Origin of the sequence: Roseobacter sp., assembly GCF_039970775.1 — a bacterium.
In the GTDB taxonomy this organism is placed as follows: Bacteria; Pseudomonadota; Alphaproteobacteria; order Rhodobacterales; family Rhodobacteraceae; genus Roseobacter.
This window is the reverse complement of the sequence record NZ_JBDVLG010000017.1, coordinates 45477-64978: the sequence shown is the minus strand read 5'-3', so window position 1 is coordinate 64978 and position 19502 is coordinate 45477. Positions and strand designations below refer to the sequence as shown.

At 60.0% G+C, this 19502-nt stretch carries 24 protein-coding genes; 4 read left to right on the top strand and 20 right to left on the bottom strand.

Features of this window, described 5'->3' with window-relative positions:
* Window positions 1-1342 (top strand): aldehyde dehydrogenase family protein (locus ABJH13_RS03330; RefSeq protein WP_348404798.1); only part of this gene is annotated, 1342 nt, incomplete at its 5' end.
* 72 nt (window positions 1343-1414) lie between these two features.
* A complete protein-coding gene (locus ABJH13_RS03325; protein ID WP_348404797.1) occupies window positions 1415-2182 on the top strand; it encodes a rhomboid family intramembrane serine protease in 768 nt (255 codons plus the stop codon).
* On the opposite strand, the gene ABJH13_RS03320 is transcribed toward ABJH13_RS03325, so the two are convergent.
* The 5 genes from ABJH13_RS03320 to ABJH13_RS03300 all read right to left on the bottom strand — a co-directional run bounded on the left by ABJH13_RS03320 (window position 2183) and on the right by ABJH13_RS03300 (window position 5750).
* Complete coding sequence (locus ABJH13_RS03320) at window positions 2183-2968, bottom strand: inositol monophosphatase family protein (RefSeq protein WP_348404796.1); 786 nt, start codon at window positions 2966-2968, stop codon at window positions 2183-2185. It abuts the gene before it with no gap.
* Between the two features lie 144 nt (window positions 2969-3112).
* Entirely contained in the window at window positions 3113-4114 is a 1002-nt protein-coding gene (gene dusA, locus ABJH13_RS03315) for a tRNA dihydrouridine(20/20a) synthase DusA (protein WP_348404795.1), read from the bottom strand.
* Window positions 4115-4621: 507 nt separating this feature from the next.
* Window positions 4622-5062, bottom strand: coding sequence for an amidohydrolase family protein (locus tag ABJH13_RS03310; RefSeq protein ID WP_348404794.1), 441 nt, complete (start codon window positions 5060-5062; stop codon window positions 4622-4624).
* Between the two features lie 23 nt (window positions 5063-5085).
* Window positions 5086-5490 carry an amidohydrolase family protein gene (locus tag ABJH13_RS03305; RefSeq protein ID WP_348404793.1) on the bottom strand — a complete coding sequence of 135 codons (405 nt, stop codon included), beginning with the start codon at window positions 5488-5490 and terminating at the stop codon, window positions 5086-5088.
* Window positions 5490-5750, bottom strand: coding sequence for a hypothetical protein (locus ABJH13_RS03300; RefSeq protein WP_348404792.1), 261 nt, complete (start codon window positions 5748-5750; stop codon window positions 5490-5492). The genes ABJH13_RS03305 and ABJH13_RS03300 overlap by 1 nt, the downstream gene beginning before the upstream one ends.
* 66 nt (window positions 5751-5816) lie before the next feature.
* Here ABJH13_RS03300 and ABJH13_RS03295 point away from each other — a divergent pair, with 66 nt between their 5' ends.
* Entirely contained in the window at window positions 5817-6452 is a 636-nt protein-coding gene (locus ABJH13_RS03295; protein WP_348404791.1) for a hypothetical protein, read from the top strand.
* A gap of 38 nt (window positions 6453-6490) precedes the next feature.
* Here the strand turns inward: ABJH13_RS03295 and ABJH13_RS03290 are convergent, their stop codons facing one another.
* Genes ABJH13_RS03290 through ABJH13_RS03235 form a run of 12 tightly spaced genes read right to left on the bottom strand, consistent with a single transcriptional unit; the run spans window position 6491 to window position 17089 of the window.
* Entirely contained in the window at window positions 6491-7069 is a 579-nt protein-coding gene (locus ABJH13_RS03290; protein WP_348404790.1) for a TIGR00730 family Rossman fold protein, read from the bottom strand.
* Entirely contained in the window at window positions 7057-7479 is a 423-nt protein-coding gene (locus tag ABJH13_RS03285; RefSeq protein WP_348404789.1) for an NUDIX domain-containing protein, read from the bottom strand. The genes ABJH13_RS03290 and ABJH13_RS03285 overlap by 13 nt, the downstream gene beginning before the upstream one ends.
* An 11-nt stretch (window positions 7480-7490) precedes the next feature.
* The gene (locus ABJH13_RS03280; RefSeq protein WP_348404788.1) at window positions 7491-7904 is read right to left on the bottom strand and encodes a DUF3830 family protein; all 414 of its coding nucleotides are present in this window, start codon (window positions 7902-7904) and stop codon (window positions 7491-7493) included.
* Entirely contained in the window at window positions 7901-8977 is a 1077-nt protein-coding gene (locus tag ABJH13_RS03275; protein WP_348404787.1) for a ring-opening amidohydrolase, read from the bottom strand. The genes ABJH13_RS03280 and ABJH13_RS03275 overlap by 4 nt, the downstream gene beginning before the upstream one ends.
* Window positions 8977-10416, bottom strand: a complete 1440-nt coding sequence (locus ABJH13_RS03270; protein ID WP_348404786.1) for an amidohydrolase family protein — start codon at window positions 10414-10416, stop codon at window positions 8977-8979. Before ABJH13_RS03270 ends, ABJH13_RS03275 begins: the two co-directional genes overlap by 1 nt.
* A 27-nt stretch (window positions 10417-10443) precedes the next feature.
* Complete coding sequence (locus ABJH13_RS03265; protein ID WP_348404785.1) at window positions 10444-11451, bottom strand: ABC transporter substrate-binding protein; 1008 nt, start codon at window positions 11449-11451, stop codon at window positions 10444-10446.
* 27 nt (window positions 11452-11478) lie between these two features.
* Entirely contained in the window at window positions 11479-12240 is a 762-nt protein-coding gene (locus ABJH13_RS03260) for an ABC transporter permease (RefSeq protein ID WP_348404784.1), read from the bottom strand.
* Window positions 12237-13052, bottom strand: a complete 816-nt coding sequence (locus tag ABJH13_RS03255; RefSeq protein ID WP_348404783.1) for an ABC transporter ATP-binding protein — start codon at window positions 13050-13052, stop codon at window positions 12237-12239. The genes ABJH13_RS03260 and ABJH13_RS03255 overlap by 4 nt, the downstream gene beginning before the upstream one ends.
* Window positions 13049-14467, bottom strand: a complete 1419-nt coding sequence (gene allB / locus ABJH13_RS03250; protein WP_348404782.1) for an allantoinase AllB — start codon at window positions 14465-14467, stop codon at window positions 13049-13051. Before allB ends, ABJH13_RS03255 begins: the two co-directional genes overlap by 4 nt.
* Window positions 14464-15252 (bottom strand): SDR family oxidoreductase, encoded by a 789-nt coding sequence (locus ABJH13_RS03245; RefSeq protein ID WP_348404781.1) that lies wholly within the window; start codon window positions 15250-15252, stop codon window positions 14464-14466. The genes allB and ABJH13_RS03245 overlap by 4 nt, the downstream gene beginning before the upstream one ends.
* A gap of 11 nt (window positions 15253-15263) precedes the next feature.
* Window positions 15264-16301 carry an ABC transporter substrate-binding protein gene (locus ABJH13_RS03240; RefSeq protein WP_348404780.1) on the bottom strand — a complete coding sequence of 346 codons (1038 nt, stop codon included), beginning with the start codon at window positions 16299-16301 and terminating at the stop codon, window positions 15264-15266.
* Entirely contained in the window at window positions 16298-17089 is a 792-nt protein-coding gene (locus tag ABJH13_RS03235; RefSeq protein WP_348404779.1) for an isochorismatase family cysteine hydrolase, read from the bottom strand. Before ABJH13_RS03235 ends, ABJH13_RS03240 begins: the two co-directional genes overlap by 4 nt.
* Before the next feature lie 108 nt (window positions 17090-17197).
* Between ABJH13_RS03235 and ABJH13_RS03230 the strand changes: the two genes are divergently transcribed.
* Window positions 17198-18109: a LysR family transcriptional regulator gene (locus ABJH13_RS03230; RefSeq protein WP_348404778.1), complete on the top strand. Its 912-nt coding sequence runs from the start codon at window positions 17198-17200 to the stop codon at window positions 18107-18109.
* Between the two features lie 44 nt (window positions 18110-18153).
* Here ABJH13_RS03230 and ABJH13_RS03225 read toward each other — a convergent pair whose 3' ends face one another.
* Genes ABJH13_RS03225 through ABJH13_RS03215 form a run of 3 tightly spaced genes read right to left on the bottom strand, consistent with a single transcriptional unit; the run spans window position 18154 to window position 19361 of the window.
* Complete coding sequence (locus ABJH13_RS03225; protein ID WP_348404777.1) at window positions 18154-18498, bottom strand: hypothetical protein; 345 nt, start codon at window positions 18496-18498, stop codon at window positions 18154-18156.
* Complete coding sequence (locus ABJH13_RS03220; RefSeq protein WP_348404776.1) at window positions 18461-18610, bottom strand: hypothetical protein; 150 nt, start codon at window positions 18608-18610, stop codon at window positions 18461-18463. The genes ABJH13_RS03225 and ABJH13_RS03220 overlap by 38 nt, the downstream gene beginning before the upstream one ends.
* A gap of 55 nt (window positions 18611-18665) precedes the next feature.
* A complete protein-coding gene (locus ABJH13_RS03215; RefSeq protein ID WP_348404775.1) occupies window positions 18666-19361 on the bottom strand; it encodes a hydantoinase/oxoprolinase N-terminal domain-containing protein in 696 nt (231 codons plus the stop codon).
* Window positions 19362-19502 lie beyond the last annotated feature (141 nt).

Here is a 19502-nt window from a genome sequence, read left to right as displayed (position 1 = left end):
CACCGCGTATCTGGCCGTTTCGATCCTGCATGACGCCGGTGTGCCGCGCACGGCCCTGCAATTGCTACCCGGTGGTGGCGACATTGGCGCGGCGCTAACCGCCGACCCGCGCGTGGGCGGCGTGGCCTTTACCGGGTCGACGGCGACCGCGCTGCGCATTCGGGCATCAATGGCGGCGCATTGCACGCCGGGCACGCCGCTGATCGCGGAAACCGGCGGGCTGAACGCGATGATCGTGGACAGCACCGCCCTGCCCGAACAAGCCGTGCAATCTATCATCGAAAGCGCGTTTCAATCCGCCGGCCAACGGTGTTCGGCGCTACGGTGCCTGTATATCCAAGAGGACATCGCCGAGAGTTTCACACAAATGTTGATCGGCGCCATGCAGGCGTTGCGGTTGGGCGTGCCGTGGGATCTGTCGACCGACGTGGGGCCTGTCATTGACGAAACAGCCCGCGCAGGCATCGCGGCGCATATCGCGCGCGCCCGCCAAGAGGGCCGCGTGTTGGCCGAACTTGGCACGCCGCAGGACGGCACCTTTATTGCGCCGACGTTGATCAAACTGTCTGGCATTGATCAGCTGGAGCATGAAATTTTTGGCCCTGTTTTGCACATGGTCACGTTTAAATCCCACGAACTGGATGCCGTGATCGATGCGATCAACGCGACGGGCTATGGCCTGACATTTGGGCTGCACACGCGCATTGATGATCGCGTGCAGCACGTGTCAGACCGGATCGAGGCGGGAAATATCTATATCAACCGCAACCAAATTGGCGCAATTGTCGGCAGCCAACCCTTTGGTGGTGAGGGTTTATCTGGTACCGGCCCCAAAGCGGGCGGCCCGATGTATCTAACACGGTTTGCCGCCCCCGACCGCCAGACACATACCGCGCAATGGGACGCGCCATCCCCCACGCTGCCACCCCTGCCGCAGGACGCCCCCGCTGGGATACATAGCGAAACCCTGCCCGGACCCACGGGCGAATCCAACCGCCTAAGCACATTGCCCCGTGCCGCCCTACTATGCGCAGGGCCCGGCGCCGATGCCGCCGCCGCACAAGCACGTGCCGTTACCGCGTTGGGCGGGCACGCCGTGGCGGCCACCGGGCGCATCACCCCACAAGATTTAACGGACGGACCCGGCTATGGCGGCGTGCTGTGGTGGGGCGATGAGGCCACCGGCCGCGCCATAGAACAGGCGTTAGCCGCGCGCAAAGGGCCGATCATTCCGTTGATCCCCGGTGCGCCCGATGCCGCCCGCGTCCGCGCCGAACGCCACGTCTGCGTCGACACCACCGCATCGGGCGGCAACGCGGCGCTTTTGGGTGCGGCGACCTGACGCAATCGCACACAAGGGATCCCGCAACCGGGGTCCCTTGACGCCACTGCCCAGATCACCCAGCCTAGCGCCATGTTTCCAATACGCGATCACAATCCGTCGGGGCGCACGCCCTATATCACCTACCTGCTGATGGCCGCCAATATTGGTATTTTCCTCAGCTATGTCGGTGTCATGCAGAACACCCAACTGATCAATGAGGTCTGGTATAATTGGGCGCTGATCCCCGCGCGGCTCAACAATGGTGAGGCCAGCTATACGGTGATCAGTTCGATGTTTCTGCACGGTGGATGGATGCATCTGGCCGGTAACATGCTGTTTTTATATATCTTTGGCGACAACATCGAAGATGAGCTTGGTCATCTGGGGTATTTGGTTTTCTACCTTGTCGCGGGCATCGCAGCGGGTTTGGCGCAATATGCATCGGGGCCTGCGTCCTATGTGCCGATGGTCGGCGCATCGGGGGCTATCGCCGGGGTCATGGGCGCGTATTTGTTGTTATTCCCCAAGGCCAAGGTCGATATTTTGATCATCCTGATCGTGTTCTTCAAGATCTTCCCGATCCCCGCATGGATCATGCTGGCGGCTTGGTTTGCCATGCAGTTTGTCGGCGGCATCGGTGCGTCGCCAGACAATGGCGGCGTTGCCTATTGGGCCCATGCAGGTGGCTTTGTGGCCGGTGTCGCCTTGGCCATTCCGGTCTGGCTGCGCTTGGGTGGGCCCGCCTTTTGGAACAAAACCCACGGCCTGCCGCCACACCCACAGGCGCAATACAAGCTGGTCGCTAGCGCCATCCCAAAGGCTGGACGGCGCCGCAAACCACGCGGGCCTTGGACGTAATTAGCCGCGCACCAATTTTGCAAGCGGCGCAAACAGCGCCTCGTTGCCACAAATGACGGTACCGTCTTCGACGATGTTACCTGCCGGGTTGATGGGTTCTGCCAAACCGCCCGCTTCGCGCACAATGACCAAGCCCGCCGCGATATCCCACGCATTCAGCCGCCGTTCCCAATACCCATCAGACCGGCCAGCCGCCACATAGGCCAGATCAAGCGCCGCAGCACCCCAGCGCCGCACACCGGCACATGATGGGGCCACCCGCGCGATTTCTCGAAGCGTATCGGGAAGATCTGCGCGCCCCCCAAAGGGCACACCGGTCGAAAACAGACCTTCGATCATTTTGTAACGGCCAGACACCCGCAAACGGCTTTCGTTCATCCACGCACCAGCGCCCTTTTCGGCAAAGAACATCTCGTCTTTGGCAGGGTCAAACACCACGCCCGCCACGACCTGGCCTTTGTGTTCCAATGCGATCGACACCGCCCAATGAGGCAGCCCGTGCAAGAAGTTCGTGGTGCCATCCAGCGGGTCTACGATCCACCGGCGTGTGGGGTCTTGGCCTTCGTCACCGCCGCCTTCTTCACCCAACCAGCCATAGGTGGGGCGCGCGCCCATCAGGTCTTCTTTGATGAGCTTTTCGGCGTTGATATCGGCCCGGCTGACAAAGTCGCCCGCCCCCTTCATGGAAACCTGCAGGTTCTCCACTTCGCGAAAGTCTTTCACGAGGGCACGGCCCGCCCGGCGGGCAGCCTTGATCATGATATTGAGATTTGCGCTGCCAACCATTTTGAGGTCTCCGATAAGGATCAGGCTGCGCGTATAAGTGTTGGGGGCTGGCTTGCCAAGGGCTGACAGCCGCAAATCGGGCGCAAATTGCAGCCATCGTTAACATGGCCGCGATGCGTCATGTGCAAGAGCCGTGCCAGCGGGTCAACCGGCCTGCGGTATCTGATCCAGCGGTACGATCTGGGCCAGTGCCTCCTGAACCAGTTCGGGCCCGGCGCCGGGACGGTGCGCGCCCTCCGACAAGATGCGCCGCCATGCCCGTGCGCCCGGTCGGCCGGTAAACAACCCCAACATATGCCGCGAGATTTGACCCAATTTGCCACCGCCAGTCAAATGGGCATCAATGTAGGGCAACATCTGCAACACCGCGTCTTCGGGATGTGTCGTCTGACCGCGGCCATAAATCAACGGATCAGCCGCACACAATATCTGCGCAGGGTCATGATACGCCGTGCGCCCGATCATCACGCCGTCAAGGCCCGCATCCAAAAACGCCACGGCCTGATCCAGTGATGTGATGCCGCCATTGATCGTGATGTGCAGGTTGGGAAACAACCCCTTCATCTGCATGACCAAATCATAGTCTAGCGGTGGTATGTCGCGATTTTCCTTTGGGCTAAGACCCTTTAACCAAGCTTTGCGCGCATGAATACTGACCCGCTCGCCCCCTGCGCCCACAACCCGCGCCAGAAATTCGGGCAATACCTCGTGGGGGTCTTGATCGTCCACACCAATGCGACATTTCACTGTCACGGGGATCGTGACCGCGGCACGCATCGCAGCCACACATTCGGCCACAAGCGCCGGCTGTTCCATCAAAACCGCGCCAAAGCACCCCGATTGCACCCGGTCAGACGGGCACCCAACATTGAGGTTGATCTCGTCGTATCCTGCCTGCGCGCCCATCACAGCCGCTTGCGCCAATTCGCGCGGGTCCGAGCCGCCCAACTGCAACGCAACTGGATGCTCTGCGGCGGAGTGTTCCAGCAAATGCACCGCCTGCCCGCGCACCAACGCCGCAGATGTCACCATTTCGCTATACAAAAGCGCATGCGTGCTCAGCAGTCGGTGCAAGTAGCGACAATGGCGGTCCGTCCAGTCCATCATAGGCGCAATAGACAATTTAGCATGTTGATTTATTTGCATTTTTTGTGTATCTTCAAACTGTTGGCGGCGATTGCTGCTACGCTGCACTACGCCCCAATATTCCCGAATTTGCCCCTCTACGACGACTCATTGCACACGCAGCGCACACGAAAATGGCCTCCATCACAAAACTCCCCTCCGGTGCTTACCGGGTCCAGGTCAGACGAAAGGGCCGCTACGCGAGCGAGACATTTCTCCTGCGCGATGACGCCCATCACTGCGCCCGTCAGGCGGAGACCCGGGTGGATCAGGGATTGGCCCCGAACAAGTCATCCATGTCCCGCCTCGCAACTTTTGGCGATCTCATCGATCTTCACATAATCGATATGTGCGAGGTAGGCAAACCACCGCGCCGCAGCAAGGCGCGAGACCGGTCACGCTTGGCATCGACATTGGCGTCACCAAGATGATTCTCACCCAAACGGCCGAAGACGGCGGCGAACGGGTTATCGGAGGTTCTGATGTGTCGGGCGAAGATGATCCTGTCAGCGCGCACGCCCAGGGTGTTTATAGCTGCCCCGCTTGTTCCGCCCGAGCCCGGCGCCATAGCGCCGCTGCCGCCGTTACTGCTGCCTCCGATACGGCCATTTTGTCGACCCGAAGAGGCTCTCCGCCAGGGACAACCACCTCACCTTCTACAATCACCATGTCCACGTCGCGGCCTTGAGCTGTATGCACGAGAGTTCCCAGCACATTGATCAGCGCGCACAGACATGGACGCCGAAAGTCGAACAACACCAGATCTGCGCGTTTGCCAACGGCCAAAGAGCCAATCTCGGCCTCTAAACCCAACGCACGCTCGCCGCCTATCGTCTTAGCTTCAAATATTTTTTCGGGCTGCCAGGCATTGACGATCTTGCCCTCTTGCAGGCGCCCCGTGGTCAAAGCCCACCGCATCGACTCCACCATGTCGGCATGCATGTTGTCGGCGGGCAGTGTGAGTTTCATGCAAGCCCGGCACAGCGCGTCTGTCAGAGCCATGTGACCATGGGTCTGATTTCTCTTAGCGTTATACGCCAGATGGGCGCCTGCACGACCACGATGTCAGTATCTGAGACGTGAATGCAATGGGCCCCGATCAGGCTGTCAGCCGGCAGGCCGACCTCTTCCAGCAGTTCAGGCAGGCTCATCCTGTCCCTTACATGGATGAAATCCACCTCGACCCCGCCTTGCGAGACATGTGTGTTGATCCGTAAACCGGTGTCGTCGCGCACTTGGCGCAGCAGATCCGGCGAACAGATATCCGGTGCATGTGGAACAAGAACCACGCCGGAGCGCAGGCTGGTCGGGTCGCGGTAATCCGCGATCAAGTCAGCGGCGGCCTGCAGCGTTCCCTCGCCGATTTTAAGGTCATAGGTCCATTTCCCGAGGTGCACTAGGGTGAAATCAGCGCCGGGCGCTTATCGATATGGTCTTGCAGATGGACACTTAACAACTCTTCCTCTGCCAGCGCCCGTGCCTCGGCTCGTGACATCCCGCGGATCTTTTCCGGGCCAATGGCCACATTATCGCGGGGAAGCAGATGCGGGAACAAGTTGAACCTCTGAAACACAAAGCCGAACTGGCTTTTCTGGGCCGCAGACAAACGTTCGGATGAAGCCTCCCGCTTGACTTCCATCCAGACGTACGTGGCCACCTGTCGGCTCTTCAAGCCGGTTCAGGCAGCGCAAAATGTCGTCTTGCCAGACCCGGAGGCGCTGTGTTGAGCGCCTTTGATCGGGCGAAGCGGCTTTTTGCTGAGTTGGACATGATCAGTGCCGAGACCACCCATGCAGGCGGCGTCCCCCAGCAGAACCGTCGAGACGCGATTCTGGCCGGGGCAGAGCTTGTCGCAACCCTTGAAAGCTGGTGGCTTCAAACCGAAAACTCGGGCGGCGTTATGGTTTTGACCATGGGAGAGTTCTCAACTGACCCCACGCAACACGCGACTACCAAAGTCCCGCGGCATCTGGGTTTTACGATGGATATGCGCAGCCAGGACTCTGCTATTCTGAATCAGTTCGATCATCTCTTGAAGGCCATTGTGGCAAAGATCACCGCAGAGCGCGGCGTGTCAATCGATCTGGGACCTGCAACCCGCACGGCACCAGCCCCCATGGCACCGGCCTTTCAAACGGGTCTGATCCAGGCCGCGCGACACTGTGGTATCGATCAGACCTCGTTGCCTTCAGGTGGCGGTCATGATTGCGCGACTTTTGCCGGGATATCTGACAATCTGCGCGCCCCTTTCCCTTCGGCGTGCCTGTGGGCATGCTTTTTATCCTCAATCCGAACGGGAGCCATAACCCAGATGAGCACATGGAGCGTGAAGACTTTCGCTGTGCCGCAGAAGCCCTGACCCAAAGGGCGCGTACTTTGCTGGCAGAGTAAAAGGTCTCAACTCATCCACTTTTGTGTGGTGACTGGCGCGAAATTCACGAGGCCATCAATCAGGGCTTCAGGCGCTGATTGCACGACAATGGCCTTGTGATGCGAGGCAGGCAAAAACTGCTCGGCAATCATGTGATCTACCATGCCCATCAACGGCTGATAATAGCCCTGTGCATCATAGAGCCCAGCAGGCTTGGCAATCTCGCCCAGTTGGTTCAGCGTCCAGACCTCCATGAACTCCTCCAACGTGCCAATACCACCCGGCATCGCGATAAAGGCATCCGCAAGCTCGATCATCCGCTTTTTTCGGGCCTGCATGGTGGGCAAAGCTTCGATGGCGTTCAGTTGCTGATGGGTGTGGCCTTTGGCCTTGAGACGTTCGGTGATAACCCCGGTGACATAGCCGCCACCGGCCAAAGCCGCATCGGCCAAGGCCCCCATCAAACCCTTATGTGTGCCACCATAGACGATCTCTATGCCGCGCACGGCCAAAACGGTCCCAAGCTTTGATGCCGCGCGCAGATAGGCGTCGCCCTTCCCCGTATTGGACCCACAGTAAACCGCTACAGTTCTTATGGCTGACATGGGGTACGTCCTTGTTCTGAGAGGCAACGCGCCAGATATGGCAGGATATGCAGACGGACAACATCCGAACAGGGCACCGTTGGCGCTGCGGGGGATTGCCAGACCAGCTCGGCGATTTCGCTGCTGGCTTGCGGGATGCCGTCGACCGTGCCGTTATACAGCCGGACCTCGACCAGCACATCTATACGACCGGCGGCCTTGGCTTCAAAGATTGCCATGTGCGCCGCGCTGTCGGGGACCAGCGTTACCGCAAGCTCCTCTTGCACCTCGCGGATCAGCGCGTCGATATCGCTTTCGCCCGGTTCGATCTTGCCGCCGGGGATCTGGAAATGCGTGTCGCCCCTGCTGCGAGCCAAAAGCACCTGCCCGTCCCGCATCAGGCAAAGCCCGGCCTTGATGATCCGCTTCATAGCCACCCCCGTCAGGCCAACTCGAATGAGATGTCCTTCGCGCCTTCCCACAGCACCGCATTGCCCAGTGTTTTCAGTTTCTCCAGTCCCGAGGTCAGCGTAATAAAATGATTGCCCGCCAGCATCCCCATCTTGGAGGCAAAGCAGACGCCGCCATAGGCCAGAAGGATCTCTGTCTCACTGATGCCACCCGGATAGAGCAAGATTTGACCCGGACCCGCATGGCTGGTGTGGTTTTCGTACTCCACGCCAAAATCCTCATCGCCCAATGGGATCCAGACGCCCTCGCCTGACCAGCGTACATGCACGATCTGGCCCGTATAAGGCAGCAGCTTGCGGAACATCGCGCAGGTCTTTGGCGCGTCCTCCTCTTCAAGCCGCGCGCCGAAGGTGAAGTCGCCGGCCTTGATAATCAGCTCGTTCATATATTTGTTTCCTTTCGATAAATAATTGCCAAAGGGCCACCGCCGGGCGGCCCTTGATGTTCAGCGCCGCCAGAGACGAACAGATCGGTCATGCCCGTCAGCACCGCCAGCACTCCGCCGACAAAGCCTCTGGCGTGTCGGGTCGAAGAGATATCGCTGTCGTCAAGCATCGTATGACGCCGCCCGCGGATCACCCCATCGGGGCTGGCCTCAGCCTTGGCAAGCACGGCGACCAGTTGGTCTTGCGATGCTTGCAAGCCGGCATCGGGTGCGATCTGAGCCAGCAGGCTCTGGATAGAAACCGCGTCAATCGCATCGCGCATCACGCTATGGGTGATGCCAAGCGGCCCAGCCCAATCCCGAGACATCCCAAGCACCACAACTTCGCAGCTCATCAGCTCAATGCCGGCCGAAGCAGATGCCCGCGAGGACCATTGCCCCCCATCCGTGCCGATCATCGCATCGGTGACAGTCTGGACCTCGCCCAAGGCCAAGGCCACGCCCAGTGCGGACGCGCCCCGAGACAGGCCCATGGATTTCAGCGTGTCCTGCACTGCAACATCGCCGCTCACTGCCGCGATTCGCTCGCTGGTCAAAAGTGGACATTTGATCTGCACGTAGTGCACATCCTCTGGGGACGCGATGCCTGCCTGCGCCATGGCTCGATGCACCGCATCCCGCACATACCCGGCCTGCGCTTCGCGTCCGATCTCGGTCGGGCTGAGGCCTGGCGTCGCAACCGAGGCCACCGCCAGAGCAGGATCAGGCGTTGCGGGCGCGTCGGTCTCGCTGAACACAATCCAATGGGGCGACAGGCCGCCCTCAGTGCCGCCGGACATCACCATGGACACTCTGTCCAGTTGCGCGGCGTCTAGATACCCGGCCAACAGCGCACGCAGCGATTGCACCGCGTACCCCCGCGTGAAGTCATTGACACAGCCATTGCCCTCGGTCTTGCCAAGTATGGCAACCACGCTGTCCGCCGGAACGTCGCCCGAGCGTAGCAACGCCGCGATCGCCGACACATCCGCCGGGCCGCTCATCGGCAGGCGATCCACCCGCGCGGCCCGCATTAGCAGCAGCCCCGGTAATGCGGGCCAATGGCGCTTTCGATCTGGCCCCACACGGCGCGCAGTGGTTCTGTCGCAGGCAGGCCCGCGCGATAGTCCGCGCGCAGTGATGTCTCGGCGGCGTCAAGGTCGATGCCCAACACCTGGCCCTCGCGCACGATCTGCCGACCGGACGCCCAAACCTCGACCACATGGGCGGCGGTGGCGCGGGCGAACAGCAGGTCTTGGGCGGGCACTGGCATCAGGGCATCGCGGTCAAGACTGTCAAGATCAAGGATTAACAGGTCAGCGGGCATTCCGACCTCAAGCACCCCGCCATCTGGCAGGCCAAGGGCCGTTCGCCCCGTACGACACGCCGCCCGCAGGGCGGCTGCGTGCGTCACACCCCGATCCGACGGAAACCCGGGACGCCGCCCAAGCAGGTGAAACAGGCGCAGCTCTCGCAGCCCGTCATCGTCTTCATCTAGCGCACAGCCATCAAGTCCCATCGCCACTGCGACACCAGCGGCTTGCATATCGGCCAGCGGCGCACGACCGGAATAAAGGTGTAGGTTAGAAGAGTTGTTCACTGCGATCCGTGCGCCAGAGGCGGCGATCTGATCAAGCTCTTGCCCGCGGGCCCAAACGCAATGCGCCAATGTCAGCCGGGGTGAAAGAAAGCCGATGCCGTCCAGAAACGCGACACCTCCCTGCGGGTAGGTCTGGTCAAGCCACTGGCGCTGCGGTTGGGTCTCAAGCAAGTGCATATGAATGCGGCGTCCTGTTCGGGCCGACGCCTCGGCAATCGCGCGCAACATCTCATCACTGCACCATTGCACGCCGGTGGGGCCGTATTGCACATCAACATGCAGTTGGTCCGCCAAGGCAGAGGCGACCTGATCCACAAGCGCAAGTTGCTCGGCCACTGTCGGAAGCGGTTTCAACCATGTTTTTCTCGCCAGTTGCGCGACCTCGGGTGCCAGCCCGTTGAGCAACGCGTCATGGTCGCCGTAAATCAACGGATTACGGTCTCGCATTGAGATGGCAAACCCGATGGAGACGCCAACATCCGCCGCAGCGCGGGCAATCTCGCGCGCCTCCTCGGGCAAAGACTTTTGCCCCATCGCGCGGGTGAGATGGACCATGACGCTCGTTGCGCCACCCCGGACGGACCGCGCCAAGGACGCCGCCGCAGCGGTATATGGATCAACTGGTGGCATCACGGCCAGCTGCGGGAGCCATTGCTCAAGCGGCTTGCCGCCACAGCCAAAAGAGGTCGAGGACAAGGGCCGTGCGTGGTTATGGGCGTCAGCCAAAGCAGGTATCGCCAAACGGGCCGGCCCGTCCGGCTTTGCGGCGGGCGAAATCGCAGCGATCCGCCCATCCTCGATGGAAATCTTGACGGGGCCGGAGGTTTCATATTCCGACCCCAAAAGGGCGGCACTGACGTGAAGTTGGGTCATCGTTGTCCTTTCGCGCCACTGCGCAGCTTAGAATGACCGCATATCCATCGGCGGCAAGAAGGACGCGTCAAAGACGTCCTCAGCCGCAGGCGTTTCGGGCAGGTCATAGAGCTCTTTGATCGTGGTGATCGAGCGGGTCAAACGTTCGGCGTCAATCGCACCGATGCCGTTCGCCTTGCTCTCATCCGAGAAGATCAGATTATCAAGGGCAAATTGCAGCCGCTTCATCTCCAGGTCGCCATTCGACAGTGGTTCGGTTGCTGTGATGATGTCGATGCCTGCCTGTGGATCCGCGAGCACATCCGACATGGCCTTGGCAATGGCATTCACAAGCCCTTGCACCGCTTCGGGGTTCTCTTCCAACAGCTTGGGCGAGACCATCACCCCGTTCGAATAGATATCAAGCCCGGATGCCCCATAGGGATACCATGTGAAATCCTTGTCCGGGTCCATCCCGATCCCGAGGATGTTCAAATAGCTGGTTACATTAAATACCAGGCTGGCAGAGACCTGATCCTGAACCAGCATCTGCTCTTGCAGGTTTGATTTCACAGAGATCAGTTCGACTTTCTCCGCGTCAAACCCTGCCGCCGAGGCCAGCGCCGGGAACAGTTTTGTCGATGCAGACCCCGGAGGTGCGCCGACCTTGAGGCCTTCGAGATTGGGGAGGCTTTCAACGGGGCCGCCCGTCTTGGTCAGCACCGCAAAGGGCGGTTGATTGTAGATCTGATAGACCATCACCGGCGCTTCATCCGGGTTGATCGCGGCGTTCTGAATGATGGCGTTCATATCGCCAAAGCCCGCGTCATAAGCCCCGGACATGATCCGGCTGACTGTCGCGGCAGAGCCTTCGCCCTGATCAATGGTCACGTCCAGACCCTCGTCGTCGAAATACCCTTTTTCTTCCGCCAAATAGAACCAGCCGTGAACCCCTTGAATCTTCCAGTCGAGGGTGAACTTGATCGGAATGCCTTCGGCCAGGGCCGGGCTTGCAAGGCTCAGCGCGAAAGCGGTGAGTGACAGTAGGTTACGCATTGCTTTTCTCCTTGTTAATATGCGTTTTCAGGCGATGTTCTTTCGGGTCGCCCAGCCCGTCATGCGCCGTTCAAGAAAGGCGAAAATTGCATAAAGCGAGATCCCCATCACCGCGAGCACCATCAGCCCCGAGAAGACAAGCGGCACGTTGAACTGCGAGGAAGCGATCAGCATCATGTTCCCTACCCCTTTGTTCGAGGCGACGGTTTCAGCGATGACAGAGCCCACAAAGCTGAGCGTGATGGCCACCTTCAGCGCGGCAAAAAAGTACGGTAGCGACCGGGGCAGACCGACATTCCACAGGATCTCCCACTTGCTGGCCTTGAGGGATCGCATGACATCTTCCAACTCGGGCTCGACCGTTGCGATGCCGGTCGAGACGTTCACCACAATCGGGAAGATACAGATGATCATGGCGGTCAGGATCGCGGGAACGGTGCCGGCCCCGAACCACAGCACAAAGATCGGAACCACGGCCACCTTCGGGATCGACGAGATGCCCACGAGCAGCGGATAGGCCGTATCATAGGCCAGTTTCGACGAGCCTATCAAAACGCCCAGCGACAGCCCGATGAGCACCCCAAAGAAGAAGCCCACCAACGTGGTATAAAGCGTCTGCCACGCATGCGGCGCAATGGCGGGGGCATATTGCAGGAACGCCTCGATGATACGGCTCGGCCGGGGAAGGATCAGTTCTGAAATGCCTGCCACAAGGCAGAACAGTTCCCAGAACACAAAGACCCCGACGATCAGGGCCGACGAGGCCATTTTTTGCGCGCGTGGGGTCATGCGGCATCCGCCTTTGGTCCTGCCGGCGCGTGCACGATCAACTGCCGCAGATCTTGTACCATTTGGGTGAAAGGAGGTTCAAAGGTCACGTCAATCGCTCGCGGGCGTGCAAACGTGACTTGCCTGTCGTCAATGATGCGGCCCGGACGCGCGCTCATCACACAGATGCGGTTCGCCAGATAGGCGGCCTCACGCAGGTCATGGGTGACAAGCAGGACCGTTGATTTCCGGTTCATCCAGAGGTCTTGCATGGTCTGCCAAAGTTCCTCGCGGGTGAATTGGTCAAGCGCGCCGAAAGGTTCGTCGAGAAGCAAAAGATCAGGATCATGGACCAGTGCGCGGCACAGATTGGCCCGCTGCATCATGCCCCCCGAAAGCTGCCATGGGCTCTTGTCGGCAAAGTCGATCAGCCCCACTTGTTCCAACAGAGCATCGACGCGGTCTTTGAATTCGCCGTCTCGTTTGGCGCGGAATTCGGCCTTGAACGGTGGAACGATTTTCAGCGGCAGCATGACATTATCGCGCACGGTCATCCAATGCAGCAAAGACGCGCTTTGAAAGGCCATACCGACCCGCACAGGCTTGGCTCCAAGTTCTCTGCCGCTGAAGAAAATGTTGCCCTCACTGGGTTTGAGAAGTTCGCTAACCAGCTTCAGGATGGTGGACTTGCCGCAGCCTGACGGGCCGACCAAGGCCACAAAATCCCCTTGGGCAATCGACAGGTCCGTGGGGCAAAGCGCCTGCGTTTTGCTGGCCCCTTCCCCGTAGGTGACCCCGACGCCTTCAAGCTTCACGAATTCAGTGCCGCTCATGTCGCAGCCCCCGTTCCAAGCAGATGGGCAAGGCTTTGATCCATGTTCCGCGGGTTCGGCGCAGGCATGGCCTGAATGTCAGTGACCTGGGTGCCATGCCCGGCCATGCCCTCGACCATCTGGCGATCGCGCTGCACAAACGCGCCCCGCACCAGCGTGTGCACCGGAGCGCCCACGGTCTTACGCCCCTCGAACGGCGTGATCTTGCCACGGCTGTGCAGGCGCTCAGCAGCGATCACTTCTTCGCGCGCCATGTCCACAGCGGCGATATCAGCCAAAGCGCCCACGGCAATGCGCCCCTTATGCGGCCACATCCCGAAGGATCGCGCCGGATTGGCCGATGAGATCCGCACGTAATGTTCCAGCGTCATCCGCCCCGCCGCCACTTCGGTCAGCATCAGGGGCATTTGCGTTTCAACACCCGGAAAACCGCAGTCGGCGTTCCAAATAATGTCGTTGGTTTTTTCCTCGGGCGTATGCGGTGCGTGATCGGTGGCGATCATATCCACCACGCCGCTTTGCAGGGCGTCCCAGATGGCAGCGCTGTCGCGGGCCTCGCGCACCGGCGGATTGACCCGGATCACACTGCCCAGCCGGTCGTAGTCGCCAGAGTTCAGGAACAAATAGCAAGGGCAAGTCTCGCCCGTGATCTCGACACCGCGCGCCTTGGCTTCTGCCAGCGGGCGCAACTCTCCCGCCGATGAGATATGCAGCACATGCACACGTGCGCCCGTCCATTCGGCGAGGATCGCTGCGCGCGCAACGGCCTCGATCGCGACAACCTCGGGCCGCGCGGTAATGTGGTAGAGCGGCGCGTTCAGCCCGGCAGCCTCCAGCTTGGCCTGCCGCCACGCCATGATCGAGGCCGTCTCTGCGTGCAGCGAAATCCGCAGCCCGGACCCTGCAATGATCTCGAACCCTTCCAGCATTGCGCCCGTCGACGGCGAAGGCAGATTACCGAAGGTGTTGCCCATAAAGCACTTGAAGGCATTGACCCCGGCCTCAATCAGCTCCGGAAGTTCGTCGATGTTATCCTCGGCCAACAGGCCATAGATCCCGAAATCGACGCAGGCTTTCTTGGCGCAATCCTGCTTTTGCCGGAACTCGGAGACAGAACGCGTCGGCGGATGGGTGTTCGGCATCTCGAACACCGTGGTAACACCGCCCATCGCGGCGGCACGGGTGCCGGTCTCCCAATCTTCTTTATGAGTGTAGCCCGGTTCACGAAAGTGGACATGCATGTCGATGGCGCCGGGGATCAGGTGCAGCCCGCTGACATCGATGACGTCTGCGGCATCGCCTAGCGTGCCTGGCGCACCGATGGCGCTGATCCGCCCACCGGTGATGGCGACATCTGCTATGTCGCGGGCCGTTTCATTGACGACAGTGCCGCCTGTTAAAATCATATCGGTCATAACGCGGCCCATCCTCCATCCACCGGCAGATCGACCCCGGTGATTTGTCTTGCCTGCTCTGAAGCCAAGAACAGGGTCGCGGCGGCCACGTCCTCGTCGGTGCTGACCCGCCCCAGCGCGTAATCAGAGGCGTGTTTGGCGGCCGCTTCATCATACGAAATTCCATGTTGGTCAGCGACTTGCGGCACGACCTTCTCGCGGAAGCGAGGGCCATCGACCATGCCCGGTGCCACGAGATTCACGTTGATGTTGTCCGCGCCCAATTCCAGCGCGAAGCTTTTGGTCATGCCCCGCAGCCCCCATTTAGAACTGGAGTAAGACAAGCGCATCGCACGCCCGCGCATCCCAAACGTGCCGCCCACATTGACGATCTTACCGCCGCCGCTGGCCTTCATGACCGGGGCGGCAGCATGGATTAGATTAAAGGGACCCAGAACATTCAGACGCAGGATATCGTCGAACTCCTCTTGCGTGGTCTCCAACCCGGTCTTGCCAATTGGGCCGGTGCCGCCCGCCACATTGACGAGGATGTCGATCCGACCTCCGAACGCCGCCAACACGCCCGCGATCGCCGCATCTACAGACTTTCTAGAGGTGACATCACATGTGAAAACCTCTGCCTGAACGCCCAACTCTTGCGCCTGTGCGCGGACCGGAGCGATAGCCGCCGTATCGCGGCCAAGCAATGCGAGATGAGCGCCCTCTCGGGCAAAACCCATGGAAATGGCTGCACCCATCCCTTTGGCTGGGCCTGTGATCACGACGACCTTATCTTTCAGTTCCAAGTCCATTTTGATCAGAGCAGCTTGTAGATGCGGTCATCTTCCGCGGGCAGGAAGGCATCCGAGAAAATTTCGGATGGCTCTGGTGTGCGCGGCAGCGCATTCGCTTTCACCACGAGGTCAATGGCCTGTTTGAAACGGTCCGCGTTGACATTTCCCAGCCCGGTTGTCGCCAGTTCCGGATGGTTCATTTCATCCTGCAACGTGGCGATCAGACGCTCTTTCTCGATCTCCTTGTTGATCAACGGCTCGCGCGCCGCGACCGCATCGACCGCCGCATCCAGATCTGTCAGCGTGTCTTTTACGCCCTGATTGATGGCCCAGACCATACCCTTGACCATCTCTGGGCTTTCCTCGGCCATCGCCTTTGGAATGATCAAACCGTTGGAATAGAGATCCATCCCATAATCGCCGTAAGAAATAAACCGGATGTCTTCGTCCGGGTTCATGCCCGACAGCTTGGCCGAAAAACGGATGGTGTTCACATAGCCAAAGACCCCTTCGACTTCTTTATTCTTCAACATCTGCTCACGAAGGTTCGATTTGAAGTTCAGGATTTCAATGTCGCTGGTGTCGAGCCCCGCCACATTCGCAAAGGCCGGGAACAACTTGAGCGCGCCGTCATTTGCGGACCCGCCGAGTAGACGTCCCTGTAGGTCTTCGGCTGTTTGAATGTCTGATTCTGCCAAGACTGCGACGGTGAACGGCGGCTTGTTGTACATCTGATAGACGCAGATCGGCGCTTCGTCCGGCGAGGTTCCGGCCAGCCGGATCAGGGCATTGACATCGCCGAAGCCCACATCGTACGCCCCGCCGGCCACATGGCCGACCGCCGCGCCAGAGCCATTGCCCTGATCCATGGTCAGGTCGATCCCAGCCTCGTCGAAATAGCCTTTGTCCTTGGCCAGGAAAAACCAGGATTGTGGCCCCTGATAGCGCCAGTTCAGGATCATCTTGATCTTGGTTTTGTCCTGAGCAAGAGCTGGCGCTGCCAACAGCGTGGCCGTCGCGGCCCCGGCCAATTTTGTGAAATTCCGTCGTGTAATCGTCATGAATTAGCTCCGATCTGTGGGTGTGTAGAAAGGGCTGCCAAGATGTCTTTGGATTTGGCTGTGAAACCATAAAGCAGCCGGATGAGGTAAAGAATTGCGTCCGTCACATGGGGCGGAGAAACGGTCGTGGTGGCGTCTTCGACAAGCACCGCGTCGAAGCCATTGAAACACCCGTCTGCCAAGGTCGCAAAGACGCAGCGGTCAAGGTTCACGCCTGTGAAAAACAAAGTGGTGACGCCCAAGCGGCGCAGGATGCTGTCCAACTCGTTGTCGCGAAACCCGGTCAGCCTTGTTTTGCCCAGACTGATATCGTTGGGCGCGGTGTCGATGGCCGGCACCGATTGCGCGCCCCAATCACCGTCGACCAGGACCCGCCCCGAGCCGATCTGGTCGCCATAGCTGGCGCGTGCGCCGCAGTCCGACCCTTTGTCGAGCACATTGGCGGGCAAGTTGGCCGCGTCGGGCCGCACCGCCCAGTTGATGTGGATGACGGGTGATCCGATTTGGCGAAAGGCACCGCTGAGGGCGTTGATTTGCCCGACCACGTCAGACAGACAAGAGACATCCGCGTTGCGAGAGGTGGCGAACCAGCCCCTGTCATTGAGAAAATCGTTCTGCATGTCGATGATCATCAAAGCACAACGCGCCATGTCCGCCTCGACCAGCTTCGGCTCGGCGGCAAAACGCACAGGCTGTGGCATGGGCGCAGGCCGCAGCAGCGACACAGCCGCCCCTTCGTCCAGCGGCGTCCAGCGATCCGAATGTGAATGACGTTGTAGCTTTTGCATGCGTACCCCCAGTACGAGATCGAGCCTGCGTCGAAACTGCGTTGCTGTCGTCTGCTATTTTTCCAACATGGTGTTGCCGAAATTCGTACACCCACCTAAGGTGTTGATATGAAACACCTCACCACCTTCCGAGTCATCGATGCCATCGCCAGAACCGGTTCTATTCGAGGGGCCGCAGATCGCTTGGCGCTGACACCTTCGGCGGTTCAGCGGCGGTTGCAATCTTATGAGGAAGAGATCGGCTATGAGATCTTCGACCGGGGACCGCAGGGGGTCGAGCTGAACTCTGCCGGGGAACTGGTGATCATGCACATCCGCGAGACCTTTTCCGAAACCGGAAAGCTGACCTCGCGCCTTGCGGACCTGGCCGGAATGCGCCGGGGCGAGGTGCGGATTGGCTGCTCGCAGGCCCTGGTGCCCTACTTTCTGCCGCGCCACATCAGCAGCTACCAGGCGGCCTATCCCAATGTGACCTTCGAGGTCGTGGTGATGGAGCACCGCGCAGCACAAAGCGCCTTGGCCAGCCATGTCATTGATCTGGCGCTTGTGTTTGGCGCCGAAGAGGTGCCCGAGTTCAAGACGCTACTCGGCGTCCGCCAGCGATTGGCGGCAGTGATGGCTCCGAACCACCCGCTTGCCCATTTTGAACAGCTGCGTTTGCGCCAGTGCTATGAGCATCCTGTGGCAATGCTAGGTGTTGGCTTTGGCAGTCGGGCTATGGTGGATACGGCGCTTCAGGAAAAGTCCTACGCCCGCTCGCCAGAGCTGGAAAGTAACTCGTTTGAGTACCTCAAGGCCCATGTGGCCAAGACCATGGCGGTGACGTTTCAAATTGAAAGTGGCGCCCCGCTTGCCCCGGTCCAAGACACGTATCTCACCGCTCGGCTGATAGATGTACGAGATGTCGCCCCCGGGACGCTCTGGATGGGACAATTGGCCGGGCGCAGCCCGTCGGTCGCCGCGTCCCGATTTTCAGAACAGATCGGACGCGATTTGTCAGAGCGGTACCCGCATATCTAGCTGGATGGCGGGCCGAGACCCTATCCAAAAATCACGGTCGAGGTCTATTCGGAGAGCAAGCCATCCGCGATGTCGTCCGCGACGGCCTTTGCCGGGCGCTGCCACGGGTCGCTGTATCCACCGCCGCTTGAGCCAACCGACACCCGCTTCTCCCCAGCTTTGGCGTTAAAATATATCACCTTGGATGGCAGGCTGGTAGTCGTGCCATCGGAATAGACCAAGGTCAGCTCGGCCTCATACCCGTCAGCGCCGCCATCGCCCCCAAAGGCATGAAGGCATCGCCTTGCCTTGGAGGGAAAACCTCGCCTCATCGAGAAAGGTGAACTCGCAGATAGCACCGATGCCGCCCCGTCATTGCCCCGCAGGCATCGTGTTTTCGCGAAATTCATAGCGATCCACCTGGATCGGGATATAGGACTCGATATCTTCAATCGGGTTGTTGCGGGTGTTGGCATAAAGCGTATCCGCCGATATCAAAGGTGATCGCTTTGTCCCGGCCACAGCGCGGGCCCACCTAAACGCCGCCCAGAACGCTGGGCCAGGCCCGACATCGTCGTCAGTGGCTGGTTCTGGTGACCATCCGGTGCGTCACAACGCCGCCGTAAGAGGCCATGATCCGCAAGTCGCCACTGATCTTTTGATCCTTAAAGGCGGCATCGAGGCTCTTGACGTAGGAACCGACCTTGGGGCCGACAAAGGTGGCAAGGGCGGCTGTCGTGAACCGTTCAAATTCCCGGAACTGGGGCGAGGTATCCGAGGACGTAGTGACAAAAGCATCCGGTATTTCTTTGGCCACGATGGCCCTGGTCCGGTTTTCATGGACCAGGTTGGGGTGGGAAAAAAGAAAGTAAATCGCCACCGCCTCGACCCCATCCGCCTTCAATTCGCACGCCGCCTGTCGAATGGCGGCCTCGTCCAGTGGCTCCAGCTCTTCGTCCGTGGGCGGAAGCAGTCGCCCCAGCACGCTCTTGCGGTACCGACGTTTAATCAGGGGGCGGTTTTGCCATGGAATCTCTTGCATGATGGAATAGTGATCGGGCCGCTGAGGGCGTCCGATATGCAGCACGTCGCAAAACCCCTCATTGGTAATCATCCCGGCCCGGGCGCCCCGCGCCTCGAGAACCGCATTAGTGGCGGTCGTCGTGCCTTGAAAGACTTGGGCAATATCGGTCGGGGCAATCGCGCCTTGTACCATGAGTTCGGTCAGTCCCATGATCGCGCCCTGTGACGGATCGTCTGACATGGTCGACACTTTGTGACCCCCTTACGCCCCGGTCTGACGATCCACATAGTTCAAATCTGTGAACGTCCTGCCCACGTCCCTGCATACCACCCGGACTACGTCTGTATATTGGTCGAGGCTGACAGATTTCTGAACCGCCGCTATTTCCTT